Source organism: Cupriavidus laharis, assembly GCF_914271435.1.
In the GTDB taxonomy this organism is placed as follows: domain Bacteria; phylum Pseudomonadota; class Gammaproteobacteria; order Burkholderiales; family Burkholderiaceae; genus Cupriavidus; species Cupriavidus laharis.
Window position 1 is genome coordinate 235,552 of sequence record NZ_CAJZAI010000008.1, and the last position, 19,345, is coordinate 254,896.

General features: G+C 67.1%; 19 protein-coding genes and 1 pseudogene. 8 read left to right on the top strand and 12 right to left on the bottom strand.

Annotated features, from left to right (window positions below; translation table 11 throughout):
• Positions 1 to 13: 13 nt before the first annotated feature.
• Positions 14 to 325, top strand: a complete 312-nt coding sequence (csgH, locus tag LDO29_RS17725; RefSeq protein ID WP_224081097.1) for a curli-like amyloid fiber formation chaperone CsgH — start codon at positions 14 to 16, stop codon at positions 323 to 325.
• A 47-nt stretch (positions 326 to 372) separates the two neighbouring features.
• On the opposite strand, the gene LDO29_RS17730 is transcribed toward csgH, so the two are convergent.
• Positions 373 to 846, bottom strand: coding sequence for an aminoacyl-tRNA deacylase (locus LDO29_RS17730; RefSeq protein WP_224081098.1), 474 nt, complete (start codon positions 844 to 846; stop codon positions 373 to 375).
• A gap of 91 nt (positions 847 to 937) precedes the next feature.
• Complete coding sequence (locus LDO29_RS17735) at positions 938 to 1,876, bottom strand: LysR family transcriptional regulator (RefSeq protein WP_224081099.1); 939 nt, start codon at positions 1,874 to 1,876, stop codon at positions 938 to 940.
• Positions 1,877 to 2,033: 157 nt separating this feature from the next.
• Between LDO29_RS17735 and LDO29_RS17740 the strand changes: the two genes are divergently transcribed.
• The gene (locus LDO29_RS17740; protein WP_224081100.1) at positions 2,034 to 2,348 is read left to right on the top strand and encodes a hypothetical protein; all 315 of its coding nucleotides are present in this window, start codon (positions 2,034 to 2,036) and stop codon (positions 2,346 to 2,348) included.
• A 25-nt stretch (positions 2,349 to 2,373) separates the two neighbouring features.
• Here LDO29_RS17740 and LDO29_RS17745 read toward each other — a convergent pair whose 3' ends face one another.
• On the bottom strand, positions 2,374 to 3,126 hold the full coding sequence (locus LDO29_RS17745) for an SDR family oxidoreductase (protein ID WP_224081101.1): 753 nt from the start codon (positions 3,124 to 3,126) through the stop codon (positions 2,374 to 2,376).
• A gap of 163 nt (positions 3,127 to 3,289) precedes the next feature.
• Between LDO29_RS17745 and LDO29_RS17750 the strand changes: the two genes are divergently transcribed.
• Entirely contained in the window at positions 3,290 to 4,189 is a 900-nt protein-coding gene (locus tag LDO29_RS17750) for a LysR family transcriptional regulator (protein WP_224081102.1), read from the top strand.
• A 161-nt stretch (positions 4,190 to 4,350) separates the two neighbouring features.
• Here the strand turns inward: LDO29_RS17750 and LDO29_RS17755 are convergent, their stop codons facing one another.
• The 3 genes and pseudogenes from LDO29_RS17755 to LDO29_RS17765 all read right to left on the bottom strand — a co-directional run bounded on the left by LDO29_RS17755 (position 4,351) and on the right by LDO29_RS17765 (position 6,639).
• Complete coding sequence (locus tag LDO29_RS17755; protein ID WP_224081103.1) at positions 4,351 to 5,337, bottom strand: tripartite tricarboxylate transporter substrate binding protein; 987 nt, start codon at positions 5,335 to 5,337, stop codon at positions 4,351 to 4,353.
• A 136-nt stretch (positions 5,338 to 5,473) separates the two neighbouring features.
• Positions 5,474 to 5,542: pseudogene (locus LDO29_RS28350) on the bottom strand (hypothetical protein); the annotation flags it as partial.
• Positions 5,543 to 5,550: 8 nt separating this feature from the next.
• A complete protein-coding gene (locus LDO29_RS17765; RefSeq protein ID WP_224081104.1) occupies positions 5,551 to 6,639 on the bottom strand; it encodes a tartrate dehydrogenase in 1,089 nt (362 codons plus the stop codon).
• Positions 6,640 to 6,765: 126 nt separating this feature from the next.
• On the opposite strand from LDO29_RS17765, the gene LDO29_RS17770 reads away from it, so the two are divergent.
• Positions 6,766 to 7,689, top strand: coding sequence for a LysR family transcriptional regulator (locus tag LDO29_RS17770; RefSeq protein WP_224081105.1), 924 nt, complete (start codon positions 6,766 to 6,768; stop codon positions 7,687 to 7,689).
• 66 nt (positions 7,690 to 7,755) lie between these two features.
• Positions 7,756 to 7,944 (top strand): hypothetical protein, encoded by a 189-nt coding sequence (locus LDO29_RS17775; RefSeq protein ID WP_224081106.1) that lies wholly within the window; start codon positions 7,756 to 7,758, stop codon positions 7,942 to 7,944.
• A 224-nt stretch (positions 7,945 to 8,168) separates the two neighbouring features.
• On the opposite strand, the gene LDO29_RS17780 is transcribed toward LDO29_RS17775, so the two are convergent.
• The 3 genes from LDO29_RS17780 to LDO29_RS17790 all read right to left on the bottom strand — a co-directional run bounded on the left by LDO29_RS17780 (position 8,169) and on the right by LDO29_RS17790 (position 11,216).
• Positions 8,169 to 9,119, bottom strand: a complete 951-nt coding sequence (locus LDO29_RS17780) for a pseudouridine-5'-phosphate glycosidase (RefSeq protein WP_290369593.1) — start codon at positions 9,117 to 9,119, stop codon at positions 8,169 to 8,171.
• 72 nt (positions 9,120 to 9,191) lie between these two features.
• The gene (gene fumC, locus LDO29_RS17785; protein ID WP_224081107.1) at positions 9,192 to 10,598 is read right to left on the bottom strand and encodes a class II fumarate hydratase; all 1,407 of its coding nucleotides are present in this window, start codon (positions 10,596 to 10,598) and stop codon (positions 9,192 to 9,194) included.
• Positions 10,599 to 10,865: 267 nt separating this feature from the next.
• Positions 10,866 to 11,216, bottom strand: coding sequence for a four-helix bundle copper-binding protein (locus tag LDO29_RS17790; protein WP_224081108.1), 351 nt, complete (start codon positions 11,214 to 11,216; stop codon positions 10,866 to 10,868).
• A 266-nt stretch (positions 11,217 to 11,482) separates the two neighbouring features.
• On the opposite strand from LDO29_RS17790, the gene LDO29_RS17795 reads away from it, so the two are divergent.
• Entirely contained in the window at positions 11,483 to 11,848 is a 366-nt protein-coding gene (locus tag LDO29_RS17795) for a hypothetical protein (protein ID WP_224081147.1), read from the top strand.
• Here the strand turns inward: LDO29_RS17795 and LDO29_RS17800 are convergent.
• Positions 11,842 to 13,830, bottom strand: coding sequence for a sensor domain-containing diguanylate cyclase (locus LDO29_RS17800; protein WP_224081109.1), 1,989 nt, complete (start codon positions 13,828 to 13,830; stop codon positions 11,842 to 11,844). The two genes, LDO29_RS17795 and LDO29_RS17800, sit on opposite strands and share 7 nt — an antisense overlap.
• A 291-nt stretch (positions 13,831 to 14,121) precedes the next feature.
• Between LDO29_RS17800 and LDO29_RS17805 the strand changes: the two genes are divergently transcribed.
• Positions 14,122 to 17,376 carry a bifunctional diguanylate cyclase/phosphodiesterase gene (locus LDO29_RS17805; RefSeq protein WP_224081110.1) on the top strand — a complete coding sequence of 1,085 codons (3,255 nt, stop codon included), beginning with the start codon at positions 14,122 to 14,124 and terminating at the stop codon, positions 17,374 to 17,376.
• A gap of 234 nt (positions 17,377 to 17,610) precedes the next feature.
• On the opposite strand, the gene LDO29_RS17810 is transcribed toward LDO29_RS17805, so the two are convergent.
• A complete protein-coding gene (locus LDO29_RS17810) occupies positions 17,611 to 17,940 on the bottom strand; it encodes a PadR family transcriptional regulator (protein WP_224081148.1) in 330 nt (109 codons plus the stop codon).
• 186 nt (positions 17,941 to 18,126) lie between these two features.
• A complete protein-coding gene (locus tag LDO29_RS17815; protein ID WP_224081111.1) occupies positions 18,127 to 18,432 on the bottom strand; it encodes a hypothetical protein in 306 nt (101 codons plus the stop codon).
• Here LDO29_RS17815 and LDO29_RS17820 point away from each other — a divergent pair.
• On the top strand, positions 18,431 to 19,342 hold the full coding sequence (locus tag LDO29_RS17820) for a DMT family transporter (protein WP_224081112.1): 912 nt from the start codon (positions 18,431 to 18,433) through the stop codon (positions 19,340 to 19,342). The two genes, LDO29_RS17815 and LDO29_RS17820, sit on opposite strands and share 2 nt — an antisense overlap.
• Positions 19,343 to 19,345: the final 3 nt, after the last annotated feature.

The following is a 19,345-nucleotide window of genomic DNA, read 5'->3' on the forward strand; positions in this document are numbered from 1 at the left end:
CACGGAGACCGATATGCAAGCCGACATCAACCTGCAGGCCTGGCTGGAATCGCACCCCGCCAACGGTGTGACGACGATCGCCGCCTATGTCAGCGCGGCGCGGGAGGTTGAACTGCAGTACGACATCCGGCTGCGCAACAGCGGGCAGGGCAGCACATCGGCCGTCGCGCAGAGCGGCACCGTGCACGTGAAGCAGAACCAGCCCAGCCAGGTGTCATCAATGGCGGTGACGCCCGTGCCGGGCGGCAAGTGCGAAGTGGGCCTGACGCTGCGCGAAGGCAATGCGGTGGTCGGCCGGTATACGCTCGACTGCAGCGCCAAATGACCACGGCCGGCGCATGGCCGGCCGTTGCCCGTTTGCGATAGTCGCGGCTACATCATGCGCCGCGAAAAATGCCCCTGTTCGGCATCCGACATCAGGTTCGAGAACTGGTCCATGCTCATATGCACCAGTTCCTGGTGGTCGCCCGCTTCGAAGTAGACGTCGGGCTGTTTCATCAGGCTGTCGTCGACATAGGTCTGCATGCCATACGCCATGGCCACGGGCGGGATCGCACCGAGGTCGCAGTCCTTGAAGACCTCGCGGATCTCGTCTTCATGCGCGAGCACCAGCTTGCGGCCGGTCTGCTCGCAGAGCGCGGCCATGTGCAGGTGATGGCTGGACGGGATTACGGCGGCGACATAGCCGTTCTCGTCTTCCAGCAACAGGGTCTTGGCCAGGCGGTCTCCGGGTACGTGCGCAGCCTCTGCAGTGGCCATGCTGCTGAGGGTGTAGGGGTGGTGGATGAGGTCGTACTGCGTATTCTTCCTGCTCATGCAGGTCGCCAGCGTGCTTGCCAGGGCCATGATTGCTCCTCTGGATACGAAGGCCGGCACCCCCCCGGGGCACCGGCCGGGATCAAGGGTTTTCCTTGTGTACCTACTATAGACCGTGGTGTCAGCTCTGGCGCGGCGCGGGCGTATCGTGCAGCCGCGGCCACACGGCCTGGAGCTCCGTCTTCAGGAAGGTCAGCAGGCAGCGCGTGGCCAGCGTCTGGTAGCGGTTGGGCATGGTCAGCATATAGAGCCGGCTGCCGAACACGCTGATGCGGTAGCCGTCCAGCAGCGGCGTCAGCGTGCCGCTGGCCAGTTCGGCGCCGATGGCGTAGATCGGGAAGATGCCGATGCCGAGCCCGGCCATCACGGCCTCCTTCAGGAACCCGAAGTTCTCGGAGCTCAGCGAGGGTTCGAGCACCACCTGCTCGCGCGCGGCGGTGCCGTGCGGTGGCGTGCCGGACACCTTGAGCTTCTGGCCGACCGGCGACGCGCACACCACTGCGTGCCCGTCGAGTTCCGCCAGGACGCGGGGCGCCGGGTGCGCGGCCAGGTAGGCCGGTGCGCCGCAGACGACCCAGTCGACTTCGCCGATCTCCGTCGCCACCACCGAATCGGGCGGCGTGGAAATGATGCGCAGGGCCACGTCCACGTCTTCCGACACCAGGTTGTGGACGCGGTTGTCGAAGACCACATCGAGCTTGATATCGGGGTAGCGCTGCTTGAACTGCACCAGCAGCGGCGAAAGCATCGTATGTCCGAGGCCCGTCGGCACCGACAGCCGCACGTGGCCCTGCAGGCTCTTGCCCATATTGCTGATGAGCGCATTGGCCGCCGCCACCTCGCCCAGGATATTGCGTCCGTGCTCGTAGAGCCCGGCACCGACGGGCGTGGGCTCCACGTGGCGCGTGGTTCGGCGCAGCAGCTGCACGCCAAGCTCTTCTTCCAGCGCCTTCAGGTGGTAGCTGACGTTGGCCCGCGTCATCTTGAGCTTGCGCGCGGCGGCGCTGAGGTTGCCGGCATCGACAATGTCGACGAACAGGCGCAGGGCGTTGAGATCCATGGGTGGGGAACAGGCAGTTCAGGGCGCGGGCTGCCGACGGCAGCATCCGTACCCGTATACTGCCACGCGCAGCCGGCGGCACCCGCCGCCGGCCGGCTTGAAACGCGCGTACCGGTGGACAATGATGAGTCCCTGAGGGTCCCCAACTCATATGCCGATGTCCAGTTCCCTGCGCACATGCCTGTACCTGATGCTGCTCGCGGCAATCGAGCCGTCGTGGGCGCAGGACCTGGTCGAATGCAGGCGCATCGACCAGGAGCAGCTCGCCGCTGCGAGTACCGAGACCCTGCTGTTCCTGCGCTGCCGCGCGCGCCGCATCTCCTATGAAGCGCCGCGGATCAAGGGCGTGTCGCAGCGCGTCAAGGACGACCTGATGTTCGCCTGCCTGGACCAGGTCGATGCGGTTGAGCATCAGTTGCGTGTGCGGCATGGCTATACGCGGGAGTCGTTGTCGCGCGAGCGGTGTGAGTAGCGGATAGCCACGATGCCGGCAATCGTCACGCGAACCCCCCATTGGCCCGCAACACCTGTGCATTCACCCACCCCCCATCAGGCCCCGCGAGGAACGACACCACGGCGGCAATATCCTCTGGCGTACCCAGCCGTTCCAGCGGCGGCAGCCTGGCCATCTGCTCGACCTGCGCCGGGCTCTTGCCTGCCATAAACAACTCCGTCGCCACCGGGCCGGGCGCCACGGCGTTCACCGTGATATCGCGGCCGCGCAGCTCGTTGGCCAGCACGCGCACCAGTCCTTCCACGCCGGCCTTGGAGGCAATGTACGGTCCGTAGCCCGCGAATGAGCGCGCAATCACGCTGGTCGACAGCGCGATGATGCGCCCGCCGGCACCGAGGCGGCTCGCCGCCTGCGACAGCACCAGGAACGTGCCGCGCAGGTTGGTGGCAATCACGCGGTCGAACGCTTCCAGGTTTTCCATCGAGATGTTCGCCATGGGCAGCACGCCTGCGCTGTTGACCACGGTGTCGATGCGGCCGAAGGCTGCCTGCGCGGCATCGAACATGCGGGTCACGTCTTCGGGCCGTGCCACGTCGGCCTGCGCGGCGATGGCATTGCCGCCGGCATCGCGGATGGCGGCGACGGTGGCCTCCGCCTGGGCCGTATTGCCGGCATAGCCGACCGCCACGTCAAAGCCGTCGGCGGCCAGGCGCAGCGCAATGGCGCGCCCGATGCCACGCGAAGCGCCGGTGACGATGGCCGCCTTGCGGGTCGTGGTGGAAATGGTTGGTTCCATGATGGCTCTCCGTTGAGGCCCGGGGCATGTCCCGGCGCGGTTTCGATGGAGTTATCATGAACGTTGATGCTGGCTGGATAAATGCTGGCAAATCGAAAGGATTTTCCAAGCACGGCCAACAATCTGGCTGGATGACGGCCATTTGTGCGGATAAATACTCTCCATGGATCGACTCGACACGCTGCGCCTGTTCACCCGCATCGTCGAACTGGGCAGCTTCACGCGCGCCGCCGGCGCGCTGGATATCCCGCGGGCGACGGCCACGCATGCGATCAAGGAGATGGAAGCCTCACTGGGCGCGCGCCTGCTGGAGCGCACGACGCGCCAGGTACGGCCGACGGCCGATGGGCAGGCGTTCTATGAGCGCTGCCGCCGCATCCTGACCGAACTTGAAGATGCCGAGGCGGCACTGAGCACATCCACGGCCAATCCGCGTGGCACGCTGCGGCTGGACCTGCATGGCGTGCATGCGCGCGAGATCATCCTGCCGCGCATCGCGCAGTTCCGGCAGCGCTATCCGCAGGTCGAGCTCGTGATCAGTACCGGGGACCGGCTCGTCGACCTCGTGCGCGAAGGCATCGACTGCGTGGTGCGTGCCGGACAACCGCGCGATTCCTCGCTGGTGGTGAAGCGCCTTGCGCTGATGCCTGAAGTGATCTGTGCCAGCCCGGATTACCTGGCGCGCTTCGGCACGCCGCGCCGTCCGGACGAGCTCGTCGCGCACCAGGCCGTTGGCTTCTTCTCGGCGAGCCACGATGTGCGCTACCCGCTCACGCTGACGGTGGGTGGCGCAGTCGCCGAGTACAAGCTGGACAGCGAAGTATCGGTCAACGACGCCGAGAACTACACCGTGTGTGCGTTATCCGGGTGCGGCATGATCCAGGTGCCGCGCTTCCGCGTGCAGCCCTACCTGGATTCGGGCCGGCTGGTGCAGGTGCTGGCCGACTGGCCGTGCCCGGACCTGCCGGTGTCCGTGCTCTACCCGTATCACCGGCAGCTGTCGCCGCGGGTGCGGGTTTTTGTCGACTGGGTCAGCCAGGTGTATGCGGCGGTGTTTGGCTAGGGTCTGTTGCGTGCTGATCGCGCTGATTCGGCGTGGCATCCTGAATCCGCCAGCCGGGTGCAGCCCTGCGCAAGATGATCAACGACCAGCGTGCGCAGTGGAAGCCCATGGTGGCGGCTTCGGGCTTCACTGCCAGCGACTGATCGCGGAAGGAAAGGTGACTACTCGATCGTCACCTTCCCGTCCTTCACCAGCTTCGCGAACTTGACGGTTTCATCGTTGATGCGCTTCGCGAATTCGTCGGCCGTGTTCGCCATGGGTTCCGCACCGGCGGCCAGCATGCGCTGCTGGAAGTCCTGCGACTTCACGATCTTCACGATCTCGGCGCTGAGCCTGGACACGATCGGCTTGGGCGTGGCCGCAGGCGCCAGCACACCGAACCACGTGCCGATATCAAAGCCCTTCAGGCCCGATTCTTCGAGCGTCGGTACCTCGGGCAGCGCGCTGGACCGCTCTGCCGTCGTCACTGCCAGGGCTCTGAGCTTGCCGGCCTTGATATGGGGCAGCACCGTGGTCAGCGTATCAAACGACATGGTGACCTGTCCGCCCAGCAGGTCAGTCGTCAGCGGGCCGCTGCCCTTGTATGGCACGTGCAGCAGCGACGCGCCCGTCGCCGCCTGGAACTGAGTGCCGATCAGGTGCTGTGCCGTGCCATTGCCGTTGGAGCCATACGCGAATTCCATGGGCGATTTCTTCGCCAGTGCGACCAGTTCCGCGACGTTCTTCGCCGGCGTTTTGGCGGCGTTGATGACAAGCACGTTGGGCACCATCGCGACCGTTGCAACCGGTGCCAGGTCCTTCTGGAAACTGTAGGGCAGCTTCCTGTAGACGCTGGTCGCGATGGTGTGGTGCACCGCGCCCATCAGCAGCGTGTAGCCGTCCGGCTTCGCCTTGGCCACGTAGTCCGCGCCAACCGTCGCGCCGGCGCCGGGCCGGTTCTCGACGATGACAGGCTGCCCAAGGTTCTTCGACAACTGGTCCCCGAGCGCGCGCGCCAGCACGTCCGTCGTGCCGCCGGACGGAAATGGCACCACCAGGCTGATCGGCCGCGCGGGCCATTCCTGGGGTAGCGCGGCCGGGGACGCGGCGAACCCGGCCGCCAGCACCGAAAGGCGAAGAATGTTCCGCAAGGCAAGGGAAGTGCGCATTGGCTGTCTCCTGTTTGATGGGTATGCGCGGCAGACGCGCATCGCCGGGCTTGATGGTCTCTGCCGCCTCGGAGGCAAGCGCGTCGAGCACGTGGCGCGGCACGTCGATGCCATAGCGCCGGATGATGTCGAGTGCGTCGGCACGCGTAGTGGAGTCGGCCACCGTCGGGCCGGAGGCGATGTCGATCGGGTCATCGCCGGGCACGGTAATGCTCAGGCCGCCCTGGCCTGCTGGCTCGCGGCCAAGTAATCGCAGACAGCCTTGGTCACATCGGCCGTACGGGCCTTGCCGCCGAGGTCGCCGGTGTGCAGCGCGGGGTTTGCGGTGACGGCTTCGATGGCTGCCATCAGGCGCTGTGCGGCGGCTCGCTCGCCAAGGTGTTCCAGCAACATGACGACGGACCAGAACGTGCCGACGGGATTGGCCAGGCCCTTTCCCATGATGTCGAAGGCAGAGCCGTGGATCGGCTCGAACATGGACGGGTAGCGGCGCTCCGGGTCGATATTGCCGGTCGGCGCGATGCCGAGGCTGCCCGCGAGCGCGGCGGCCAGGTCGCTCAGGATGTCGGCGTGCAGGTTGGTGGCGACGATGGTGTCGAGCGACTTCGGACGGTTGACCATGCGCGCGGTCGCGGCATCGACGAGTTCCTTGTCCCAGGTGACGTCCGGGAATTCCTTCGCCACCTGCACGGCCACTTCGTCCCACATCACCATGGCGTGGCGCTGCGCGTTGGACTTGGTGATGACCGTCAGCAGCTTGCGCGGACGCGATTGCGCCAGCCTGAACGCAAAGCGCAGGATGCGCTCGACGCCAACACGGGTCATCATCGACACGTCGGTCGCGGCTTCGATCGGATGGCCCTGGTGGACGCGGCCGCCGACGCCGGAGTATTCGCCTTCGGAGTTCTCGCGCACGATGACCCAGTCCAGGTCCTCGGGCGCGCAGCGCTTGAGCGGCGCGTCGACGCCGGGCAGGATGCGCGTCGGACGCACATTGGCGTACTGGTCGAAGCCCTGGCAGATCTTCAGGCGCAGGCCCCAGAGCGTGATGTGGTCGGGAATCTGGTTGTCGCCGGCCGAGCCGAACAGGATCGCGTCCTTGCCGCGCAGCGCGTCCAGGCCATCCGCCGGCATCATCACGCCGTGCTGGCGGTAGTAGTCGCCGCCCCAGCCGAAGTTCTCGAACTCGAAGCGGAAGCTCGCGCCCGCGGCGGCCAGCGCTTCCATCACCTCGCGCCCGGCGGGCACCACCTCCTTGCCAATGCCATCGCCCGGAATCGTCGCGATCTTGTACGTCTTCATCTTTCGTATCCTGTCGGGGTCGCCGCTGAATTGAGTGAGGTTTGAGTGAAGTGGATTCTGTCCGGTAGACGAGGTTTTGGATCGGCGCTAGAGTTAAACCATTATTAACCTGAAGTTAACAACGAGATGGGCGCGTCGAGCGGTATCCAGCCGTCCGAACTGGGCTTCTTCGCCTCGGTGGCGACGGCAGGCAGCCTGAGCGCCGCTGCGCGCGACCTGGGCATCACCACAGCGGCGGTCAGCAAGCGGCTCGCGCAGATGGAGTCGCGCATCGGCATGCCGCTGGTGACGCGGACCACGCGCCGCATGAGCCTGACGCCGGAAGGAGAGGTGTTCCTGGAGCATGCGCGGCGGATCCTCGGCGAGATCGATGACCTGCAGCAACTGCTGACCAGCGCCAAGGGCCGGCCCAGCGGTCTGCTGCGCGTCAATGCCACGCTCGGCTTCGGCCGCATGCACGTGGCGCCGGTGATTGCCGAGTACAGCTGCAAGTATCCGGACGTCGACGTGCAGCTCCAGCTATCGGCTGATCCGCCGCCGCTGACCGACGACGCCTTCGATGTGTGCGTGCGCTTCGGCGAGCCGCCCGATGCCCGCATCGTTGCCAAGCTGCTGGCGCCCAACCGGCGCCTGCTTTGCGCATCGCCGAAGTACCTGCGCGAGCATGGCGTGCCGCAGACGCCGTCGGACCTGCTGCGCCACAACTGCATCGGCATCCGGCAGGGCAGCGATGCCTATGGCGTATGGCGCCTGACGCCGGTCAAGGGCGGGAAGACACGCACGGAGTCGATTCATGTGCGCGGCAACCTCACGACCAATGACGGGGAGATCGCGGTGAACTGGGCGCTCGAAGGGCACGGCATCGTGATGCGCGCGGAATGGGATATCGAGCGCTACCTGCGCAGCGGCCGGCTGGTGCAGGTGCTGCCCCAGTACGCCACCCCGGAGGCGAATATCTATGCCGTGTACCAGCAGCGCCACCAGTTGTCGTCGCGCATCCGGCTCTTCGTGGAGTTCCTGGCGCTGAAATTCAGCGAGTTCGGCAAGTAGGGCGCAACAGCCAGCTTTGCCCCGCTGGCTGGCGCCCTGCGTACAATGCGGGGCTCGACTCCTGGGATGATGTCCGTGAAGAAAACCGACCTGGAAAAAAACAAGGGCCTGAAGATTGCCAACAGCATGAAGCAGGCGGGCGCCAACCGCGGCGGCTCCCTGCCGAAGACGAAGGGCCAGCAGGCCGCCGGCAAGACCGGATTGCTCGGCAAGCTGCTGGGCAAGGCGCTGCCGCCGGAGAAGGCGGAGGATTGAAGTGCAGTCTTCGGCCCGCGAGCGTGGATATGGCGCGGCGGGCCGTAGTCGTCGTACCTATTGATGTTTCCAGAATTCATGACAACGCAAAATATTCGTCGTCCCCGCGCAGGCGGGGACCCAGTGACTTTTTGTCCCCCTTCGGGGGACTTGTAAGACGCTGGATTCCCGCCTTCGCGGGAATGACGGTGGTTGCTTTGATGTTGTCGTGAAATAGGGAAAGCTCAATAGATTGGCGGGGCGCCACGTCCTGCTTTGGCCAGCGCTACCGCAAGCCGGGCGCCAACTTCGGCGTTGTGTTTCACCAGCGCGATATTGGTTGCCAGGCTGCGCCCGCCTGTCAGTGCCTTGATCCGTGCCAGCAGGAACGGGGTCACGGCCTTGCCCGTGATCCCTTGGGCCTGCGCCTCGGCGAGCGCCTGCTGTGTCAGCGCATCGATCTCCTCTGATGGCATCGCAGCCGCTACCGGCACCGGCGTGCTTAGTACCACGCCGCCCGCGAGCCCGAGATCCCATTTTGTGCGGATGAAGCGTGCCTGGTCAGCGGCATCATCCAGCCTGTAGTCCGCCCGAAAGCCGCTATCGCGCGTGTAGAACGCCGCGAAATTGTCCTGTTCGCAACTGAGCACGGGCACGCCATGGGTTTCCAGGTATTCCAGCGTCAGCCCGATATCCAGGATCGACTTGGCGCCCGCGCACACCACCGCTACCGAGGTCCGCGCCAGTTCCTGCAGGTCAGCCGAGATATCGAAGGTCTCCTGCGCGCCGCGGTGCACGCCGCCGATACCGCCGGTGACAAAGACCTCGATGCCGGCCAGCGCCGCGCAGATCATCGTGCCGGCCACCGTGGTCGCGCCGAGTGCGCCGCTGGCCAGCACGGCGGGCAGGTCGCGGCGGCTGACTTTATGCGCTTCGCCGGAACGGCCGAGCCGTTCGAGTTCATCCTCGGACAGCCCGATGCGGATGCGCCTGTCGATCAGCGCGATCGTCGCGGGCTCGGCACCCAGGTCGCGGATCACGGTTTCCACCTCGCGCGCCGTGCGCACGTTTTCGGGGTAGGGCATGCCGTGCGCGATGATGGTCGATTCCAGCGCGACAAGGGGACGGCCGGCAGCGCGCGCTGCAGCGGCGGGGGCGCTGTAGGTCAGCCAGGATCGGGCGAGGTTGGCAGCCAATTCGATGTTCCCCGCGGACAGCAGGTCGCGCTGATTGGCCGGGGCGACGGTCGAGCCCCGGCTAGCTTGTTACTACACTTCCTTGGTCATCCCCTTCAGGTCAATCCACAAGGCAAACTCCTCCTCCGTCACGTGTCCCGACGCAATCGCCGCCTCGCGTAGCGACAGGTTGCGCTTGACCGCCAGCTTGGCGATCTCGGCGGCCTTGTCGTAGCCGATATGCGGATTGAGCGCGGTCACCGGCATCAGCGAGCGTTCGAGCAGTTCGGCAATGCGCTCGCGATCCGCTTCCACGCCTTCGACCATGTGTTCGGCGAAGCTCGATGCCGCATCGGCAAGCAGGGTCACCGACTGCAGCAGGCTGTAGACGATCACCGGCTTGTACGCATTGAGTTCGAGCGTGCCCAGCGCATTGGCCAGTGTCACCGTGGTGTGATTGCCGATCACGCGGCAGCACACCATCGCCAGCGCTTCGGCCTGCGTGGGATTGACCTTGCCCGGCATGATCGACGAGCCCGGCTCGTTGGCCGGCAGCTGCAGTTCGGCAAAGCCCGCGCGCGGGCCGGATCCAAGCAGCATGAAGTCGCGCGCGATCTTCAGGAATGATGAGGCCGTCGTATTGAGCGCGCCGGACAGGTCCGCCAGCGCATCGTGGGCGGCCTGCAAGGCATAGCGGTTCGGTGCCGGCTCGAACGGCAGGCCTGTGTAGTCGGCCAGCGCGCGCGCGAACGCGGCGGCGAACCCGGGCGGCGCGTTCAGGCCGGTGCCCACGGCCGTGCCGCCCTGCGCGACGGGCATGGCGCGCAGCATGGACTGCTGCAGCCGCGACTGCGCGTCGGCTACCTGCGTCATATAGCCCGAGAACTCCTGGCCGAGGGTCAGGGGCACAGCATCCTGCAAGTGGGTGCGGCCGACCTTGACGATGTCGGCAAACGCGTCCACCTTGCGCGAGAAGGTCTGCTGAAGCAGTTCCAGCGCCGGCAGCAACTTCTGCTGGATCGCCCGCGTGGCGGCGATGTGCATGGCGGTCGGGAAGCTGTCGTTGGACGACTGGCTCGCGTTGACGTGGTCGTTCGGGTGCACCGGCTTCTTGCTGCCCACCTGGCCGCCCAGCAATTGAATGGCACGGTTGGCGATGACCTCGTTGAGGTTCATGTTGGTCTGGGTGCCGGAACCGGTCTGCCAGACCGACAGCGGGAACTCGTCGGGCCAGCGGCCTTCGATCACTTCGCTGGCCGCATGCTCGATGGCGCCGGCCAGTTCCTGCGAGAGCACGCCCAGCTCGCGGTTGGCACGCGCGGCGCACAGTTTGAGGACGGCGAACGCTTCAATCAGCGCCGGCGGCATCTTTTCATTGCCGATGCGGAAATTCTGGCGCGAGCGCTCGGTCTGCGCCCCCCAGAGATGGTCGGCGGGTACCGGCACATCGCCGAGACTGTCTTTTTCAATGCGGGTGGCGGAGGAAGACGGTGCGGACATTGACGAGCTCCTGGCAACGGGGAGAGAGGTTGGCCGGCGGCGGTACGGGATGGCCGTTCTCTAGAATAGTGCGTCATGTCCGGCGTCCGGGCATTCCCCGGCAACCAGCGTGCACCCTGTACTCCCTCCGCGAGCATCGTGACGCGCGGGTCATCGATGCCTTTGCCACGCTGGCGGTACCGGCCAGCCAGGACGCACCGGGGCGCGTGCGGCGATGGAGTGAGGCGACCGGCACCCACCGGGGTGCCGGCATGCGGTACGCCGCGGCTAGGCCGTCATCTTCAGGCAGGCTTCCATGCAGGCCGCGCAGGCGCGGGCGCATTCCTGGCAATGGTCGGCGTCGTGCCGCTCGCATTCTTCCTTGCACCACTTGCAGACTTCGGCGCAATCTTCGCAGACGAGCGGGGCAAATTCGCTGTTGCGGAGCATATAGGACGCGGCAAGCTGCGCAATGCCGGCGCAGTCCATGTCCAGCGCGATGCAGCGCGCCATCTTGCGCACGTCAGGCTCTTCCAGGCACGCCGCGGCGCACTTGAGCGCGGCGGCGGCGCAGGCATTGCAGGCGGCAATGCAGTCGGCGTAGCGGCGGGCGTTTTCCTGCACGGTGGGTCGGATCATGGGAGCGTCCTCCTTGGGGGATCGGTGACGGGGACAAGCAGAGACCCGCGGCGGTGACTGAAACGCCAGTCGCGGGCGACCTTATCCACAATAGCAGGCGCGAACGTGTCCTGCCGGGGCGGGTTTGCTGCACAGCAGTGATCTACAATGCCGCCTGCACCGCACAACCGGCCGCATGAGTGGCCATGGCGGTGGCACTTGCCGCCCTTGGCCGTGCTCTAATCGGAAAGGCGGCATTCCACACGTGGCAGGAAAGGAAGGACATCATGGGCGAGGCAAAACGACGGGGTACGCCCCAGCAGCGTGCCGAACAGGCACGTGCGAAGAAAGAGGCCCTGCGCCCGGCGCAACTGGTTTGCGGCCACTGCAAGGCTGCCTTCCGCGAATTCGACGAACTGGATGTGCCGGGGCTGCCCGGCATCGACGCCGTCTTTGGCGGGCAGTGTCCGGCGTGCGGCAATGACGTGGTCGTTTTCAAGGGCGAGCCGAACGCCGTGGCCGAAGCGATGCTTGCCTGGCAGAAGATGCTGGGCGCCGACGCGCAGCTCGGCTACCAATCCAGCGATGGCCGCCATGTGCCGTATGAGCCGGGCAGCGATGCCGGCGAAGACCCGGGCGGCACGGTTCACTGAGGGCTGTCGGCGGTGGCCAGCTCCGGCGGGCCGATCTCGTACCGGCCCCGTCCTGCGCCCTTGGCGCGGTACAGCAGCACGTCGGCCAGGCGCATCAGTTCGCGCTCCTGTGTCGGGCCACCGTCGTACAACGCCACGCCGATGCTGACGTCGATGTCGGCGAACATGCCTTCGAATTGAAAGCGCTGGCCCACCGCGCACAGGATCGCGGTGGCCACGCTGCGGGCCGCGGCCGCGTGGCCGACGCTTTCGAGGATCACCGCGAATTCGTCGCCGCCCAGGCGTGCCACGGCATCCTGCTTGCGCACGCAGCCCAGCACGCGCTTGGCAAAGGCCTGCAGCAGCAGGTCGCCGGCGGCATGGCCGTGGATGTCGTTGACGGCCTTGAAGCGGTCCATGTCCAGGTACAGCAGCGCCATCATCGCGCCGGTTTCGCGGCAGTGCGCCATGGCATGCTGCAGGCGGCTTTCGAACGCGCTGCGGTTCAGCAGCTGTGTCAGGTGGTCGGTGCTGGAAATATGCGACAGGCGCAGGGTTTCGAGCTTGCGCGGCGTAATGTCCTGCACGTGGATATGCACGCCGACCACCTCGCTGCCGTCCGCGCTCCATTCGGGGCGGTAGCTGGTTTCCATGCAGTGGTACTCGGGCTCGTTGTCTTCGGACTCGAAGGTCACTACAGCACCGGCCAGCGCGCGTTGCAGGAAGGGCTGCGCCCGGGCATAGCGCGTTTCGCCCAGCACCTCGCGCACAGTCTTGCCGCGCAGCTCCTCCAGCGTCAGGCCGAAGGTGTGTTCATAGGCAATGTTGTTGAACACGTAGCGCTCGTTCGTATCGACAAAGGCCAGCAGCGACGGCAGCGTGTCGGTGACGGCGCGCAGGCGCCGCTCGCTGCGGTCCAGTTCCTGGCGCCGGTCGCGCACATCGCGCATGAGGCGGGTGAAGGCGCGCGCCAGGTCGCCGATTTCGTCGCGATGCTGCCGCGCAGGCAGGCGTTCGAAGGCGGACAGGTCGGAGGCGCTGTCCCGTACCACCTCATGCAGCCGCGTCAGGGGCGCCAGCAGGTGGCGCACGGCCAGCCAGATGGATACAGCCACCAGCACCAGTGCCAGCCCGGCCAGCATCAGGAAGCGTTGCTGCATGCGGTGCAGCGGCGCGTAGGCCTCGCGCGCGGGCAGCAGCGCCACGAGTTCCCAGCCCGTGGTGGACATCAGGTAGCGTGAGACCACCGGACGCGTGGGCGTGAGGAATTCGAACAGGGCCGCGCGGTCGTCCTCGCCGCAGGTGTCGCCGATGGCGCGGGCCGGCTGGCGCGCCTGCGCCGGGTCGGGATGCTGCACGTAGACGGGGCGGCTGCCCGCCGAGACCAGGCAGTAGAAGCCCGTGGTGCCCAACCGGTTGTGCAGCACCTCCACGACGAAGTTCGAGCTCGACAGGTCGAGCCAGCCGCCCACCAGGCCGGCGAAGTGCCCTTGCGCGGAAATGACCGGCACCGCCACGATCACGCCGAGACGGTCACTGGTACGCGCACGGATCGGCGGGCTGACCACGGGCGCAAGCGTGCGTGCCGCTTCGCGGAAATAGCTGCGGTCGCCCACTTCGGTGACCAGCCCGGTATCGCCAAGCGCCGTGCCGCGCGCGTCGACCACCGTCAGCGCGTTGAACGCGCCGGGAACCGGGATGGCGCGCCGGACCTGCGTCAGGGCCTGGGCCAGCGCCGCGTGGGCCTCGGCGCCGCGCGCCGTGCCGAGCAGGCCCGCAAGCTGTCCGGCCTGCTGCGTCAGCAGCATGATGCGGTCTTCCATGGCGGTATCGATCTGGTCCGCAGACAGCTTGACGATCGAGTCCTGCTCGTCCTGCAGCACGTCATGCAGGTCGCGGTGCGCCGCGTACAGCGAAGTGAGCACGATGCCGGTGCCGAACACTGCGGCCAGCACCGTGGTGATCAACGCGATACGCGCTTTCAGCGTGGGCAAGAAGAGCATGCGGGGGCGATATTCGGAAATCGGCTTGCCGCGCGGGGCCGGGTCCGGGCAGGCGGGGCGCACGGCGATACGCCTGCGGCACAACCCTACCATACCCGGTGGGGTCCGGGCAGGCTGGCAATGCGTGGGGATTGACATAACCAACCCGGCGGATTTGCCGGCGGCCGTCCTTTCTCATTGCGGGATGCGTGCCGATCCGGACTGTGCGCGTGGGGCGCGCCAAGGTATAGTGCCCCGTTGCCTGGAAGGCGCGGGCATGCGCCGCGCGGCAATCCACGAACCCCGTCCGCCATGAAACTGCGTTTGCCGTCGTCCGCCGTGCCCGTGTTGCTCGCGCTGCTGGTTACCGCGGGCGGTGCGCTGTTGACAGCCGCTGCCTGGCGGCAGGCGGCGCAACCCGAGCAGCGCCTGGCACAACAGCGTTTCGAGGCGCTGCTTGCCGATGCCTCGGCCGCGCTGCGCGCGCGGCTGCAGGAGAACGACCAGCTGCTGCGCGGCGTGGCGGCCCTGATGACGGCCTACCCGGCCACGTCGCGAACCCAGTGGCGCAACTACCTGTATGCGGCGCAGCTCGACGAGCTGCCGCCCGGCACGCAGTCCGTCGGCTATGCACCGGTGGTCCGGCGCGACGGGGAAGCCCGCCTGGCCGCCGCCGCCCGCCGCGACGGCCTGCCCGATTTCGGCATCCATCCCACGGGGGCGCGCGATCTCTACGTACCGGTCTTCTATATTGAGCCGTTGGCCGGGCGCAACGCCCGGGCGCTGGGCTTCGACATGCTGTCCGAGCCGGCGCGCCGCGCCGCGCTCGAGGCCGCGCGCGACACCGGCGAGCCGCGCGCCACCGGCGGGCTGGAGCTGACGCGCGAGCCCGAGTCGCCGACGCACCAGCTTGGCACGCTGGTGTACCTGCCCGTGTATGGCAGCGGCGAGGCGCTCGGCAGTGTCGAAGAGCGGCGCGCTGCGGTCATCGGCTATGTCTATGCGGCGCTGCGCCTGGGCGACCTGATGCGTAGCGTGGCGGGACGTGCCGCCGGCGAACTGGTGCTGTCGCTCCATGAGGGATCCGGCAGCGCGCGCGGCAAGCTGGTGTCCGGCGACCTGACCGAGGGCGAGCGCCGTGACGACGGCCATCTTCCCATGCTCGCTGGGGAACGCCAGGTCGACTATGGCGGACGGACATGGACGCTGCATGCGGCGACCCGCCCGGCGTTCGAAGCGGCCCACGGCACCGACCGCGCCCGCATGGTTGCCGCCGCCGGTGCGCTGGCCACGCTGCTGGTGGCGCTGCTGACCTTTGCGCTGGCGCGCCAGCGGCTGGCCGCCAGGCAGGACGCCGCGGCGGCCGAAAGCCGCCGCGAGGCCGACCATGCCATGCTGCAGGCGTGCATGGCGCTGGCCGCGGACGGATTCCTGGTGACCGATGCCGAGGGCAAGGTGGTCGGCGCGAGCGCACGCGCGGCGCAGCTTTTCGGCTCCAGTGCCGATGGCCTGCAGGGCCGGGCGCTGGCCGAGCTGGTACCGGGGGTTGCCGGCATCGCCATGGCGTCGGTCGCGCCGTCCGCGCAGGCGTCGGCGCAGCGCGAGCTCGATGGTGTCCGCGCCGACGGCAGCCGCTTCCCGCTGCGGGCCGGCATGGCGCGCCTGCCTGGCAACGGTAGCGGCGAGCCGGCCCGCTCGCTCTGGATCCTGACCGACCTGGACGAACTGTGGCACGCGCGCCAGCAGGCCGCCGCGCAGGCCAGCCGCTATGCGGGCCTGGCCGACCACGCGCCCTTGGGCGTCATCACCTTCGATGAAGCGGGATGCATCATCGGCATCAACCGCGCAGGCCGGCACATGCTCTGGTATCCCGAACCGGAGCTTGCCACGGGCATGCGCTATGCCGATCTGTACGTGGCCGACGAACTGGCCGAGCGCGCGCGCGAACTGACGCGCGAGCTGGGGGAGGCCGTCGCGCCGGGGCTGCCGGCGCTGGTGGCCAAGGCCCGCCTCGGGCTGGTCGACGAGCGCGAATGGACGTGGGTACGCAAGGGCGGTTCGCGCCTGCCGGTACAGGTCACATTGCGCGCGTTGCCCGCCGAAGACGGCCAGCCGCGCGAGTACCAGGCCATTGCCTGCGACCTGACCGAACGCCACCGCGTCGACGAGTACATCCGCCACCTGGCGCTGCACGACGCGCTGACCGGCCTGCCCAACCGCGCCGAGCTGACCGAGCGCTGCGAAGCGCTGCTGCTGCACGGACGGCGCCACGGCGAGCGTGTGGCCTTGTTGCTGCTCGATCTTGATCATTTCAAGCACATCAACGATTCGCTGGGCCATCCGGTCGGCGACGACGTGTTGCGCACCATTGCCGACCGCCTCAAGGCCGCCGTGCGCCAGGGCGACCTGGTCGCACGCATGGGCGGAGACGAGTTCGCCGTGGTGTTGGGCGGGCTGCGCCAGGACAGCGAGGCCGAACTGGCTGCCTCGAAGATCCTTGCGCGGGTGTCCGAAGAGCTGGAGGTCGATGGGCAGCGGCTGCGCGTGACGCCGTCGCTCGGCATCGCGATGTTCCCGACCGATGGCGAATCGCTGACGGACCTGCTCAAATCGGCCGATGCCGCCTTGTATGCCGCCAAGCAGGGCGGCCGCGCGCAGCAGCGCCGCTTTGCCAGCGAGATGGCCGAAGCGGCGGTGGCGCGCCTCACCATCGAGGGGCTGCTGCGCCGGGCGCTGGACGAACAGGAGTTCAGCTTGCGCTACCAGCCCATCGTCAATGCCACCACGCTGGCCGTGGCTGGCGTGGAGGCGCTTATTGCCTGGCAGACGCCGGAGCGTGGCACGATGTCGCCGTCCGAGTTCATTCCCATTGCCGAGCAGTGCGGCCTGATCGGTGCGCTCGGCGAATGGGCGCTGGCCACGGCCTGCCGCGACATCCAGGCGCTGCGCACGTCGCTGGGCCGCGATATCGAGGTGGCTGTGAACATTTCGCCGCTGCAGTTGCGCCAGGCCGGGTTCCCCGACGTGGTCGCGCGCTGCCTGCAGCAGACCGGCTTGCCGCCGGCCAGCCTGACCATCGAGGTGACCGAGGGCATCCTGGTCGATGGCGGCGAGACGACCATCGACACCTTCCGCCGGCTGCGCGAACTCGGCGTGCAGCTCTCGATCGACGACTTCGGCACCGGTTACTCGGGCCTGCACTACCTGACGCGGCTGCCGATCAACCGGCTCAAGATCGACAAGTCCTTCGTCGACGACGTGGCTACGCCCGGGCATGACCAGGTCGTGGCGGCGGCGATCATCGCGCTCGGCCACCAGCTGCACCTCAAGGTGGTGGCCGAAGGCGTGGAGACCATGGCGCAGTTCGAATTCCTGCGCACGCAGGGCTGCGATGCGCTGCAGGGCTACCTGTTCTGCCGCGCGATGGGGCCCGAGACGCTGCGCGAGGTACTCGACAGCGGCTTCGAGCGCATGCTGCCGGCCGATGCGTGGCGCGAACCCGACGCCGACTCCAGCGCCGGTCCCGGCACCGAACCCAAAAATCGGCCGATAGCCCCATCGGAATAGTTTGCCGTTCTGCCACACGCCGGAAGGCCCGATGAATCGCTGGCTTCAGGGCATAGCCAGACTGCCTGCCGGGTAGATGATCAGGGTTGGACAAGCAGGTCGCCAGCTACGCCGACGAAACAGCCGCGCCCGCCAGGTACGACGCCCCAATCCCCCCCATTCCGCCCAAACGCCCGCAGAAACGGGTACGCCCCAGCAACAAGGGAACGCCGCAAAAAGGCAGTGCAAGAGAAATCAGGCCTGATTCGTAGCAGGATCGCCAACCGCATCCGCGTCAGGCGCGTGCAGGCGACGGTAAAGGTCGTCGATGCGTTCCCGGCTGGCCCGCAATTCTTCCCGGCCCTGCTCGGTGAGCAGGTAGACGCGGCCGATGCCGTCTCTCAGCACGCTCTGCAGATAGCCTTCCATCTGCAAGGCGCGCAGCAGCGGCCGCACCGAGCCGATATCGACCTGGAAGCCGTATTCCATCAACATTTCTGCAAGCATGGCCACGGTCGCGGGGACTTCCATGGCGAACTGCAGGACATAAACGCGGGCGAGCAAGCCCAGGAACTGTCGTTTCATGTGGCAGGCAACGCGGAACGGGGAGGACCGGTTGACGCAAATTCTACAATGTGAAGCATGCGTGACCAGCACGGTCATCACAACAACTTGCCTGGCATGCCGGCAACGCAAGCTTGCGCCTGGTTGCGGCAAAAAAGAAGCCGCCAGAATCCTGGCGGCTTGTCGGGAATGCGTCGGAGGGGTCAATTAACTCTGGCGCAGACCAGATTTTAATTTGATAGAAGTCGGCTTGTCACGCGCTTGCCACATACCCCCCTCTAGCGAGGGGTGCGACTGAAAGCCACTTGCAAGGTCGTGTGGCGAGTTGGCGACCAGATCGCCACATTTCCGCACAAAAACTGAGGGAATGATGGCTTTTATGTGATTTTTAAGGCTCATAATTGACGTAGATACAAACATCGCTGCAGCGATGAAGACGTCCGAAAACGGCTTGCGGCCGAGCAGGGCGCGGGGGTCTAATCCGCCCATGCCGATGGCAAGCCACCAAACCATGAAACCCGCCGATCTCGTCCGCCTGCTGTCCCTGGCCGCCATCTGGGGCGCCAGCTTCCTGTTCATCCGTATCGGGGCACCGGTGCTGGGGCCCCTGCCGACCGCCTTCGTGCGGGTGCTCATCGGCGCGGTCACGCTTGCCGCCTGCGTGCCGGTGCTCGGCTTGCGTTGGGACATGCGCGGCAAGTGGCCGGCCGTGCTCATGGTGGGCGTGGTGAATTCCGGTATTCCGTTCGCCATGTATGCCGTCGCTGCGCTCTGGCTGCCGGCCGGATACTCCGCCGTGTTCAATGCAATGACGCCGCTGATGGGCGTGCTGATCGGTGCGCTGTTCTTTGCCGACCCCCTGACGCGCGCCAAGGCGGCCGGCGTGGCGCTGGGCGTTGCGGGCGTGGCCGTGCTGACGCGCACCGGGCCGGTGGCGTTTTCGGCGCGCGTGTTGCTGGGGGCGGTCGCCTGCCTGGTGGCAACGGCATGCTATGGGCTGGCTGGTTTCCTGACGCGACGCTGGATCACAGAACGCGGCGGGCTGGACAGCCGCCTGGTGGCCGCCGGCAGCATGGTCGGGGCAACGCTCTTCCTGCTGCCGTTCAGCATCGGCGCGCTGGCGCAGCACAACACGCTGCCGGATGCTGGTGCCGGGGTTTGGGCTGCCATGCTGGGACTCGGCGTGGCCTGCACCGCGCTTGCCTACATCCTTTATTACCGCCTGATTGCCGACCTGGGCCCGGTGCGGTCGCTGACCGTCACGTTCCTGATCCCGCCGTTCGGCATCGTCTGGGGGGCGCTGTTCCTGCACGAGTCGCTGTCCTGGGCGCACCTGGCAGGCGGTGCACTGATCGGCGCCGCGGTGTGGCTGGTGCTACGCCCGGCCCGGCCGCTGGCACAGCCTGAGCCGGCACGTGGCTGACTT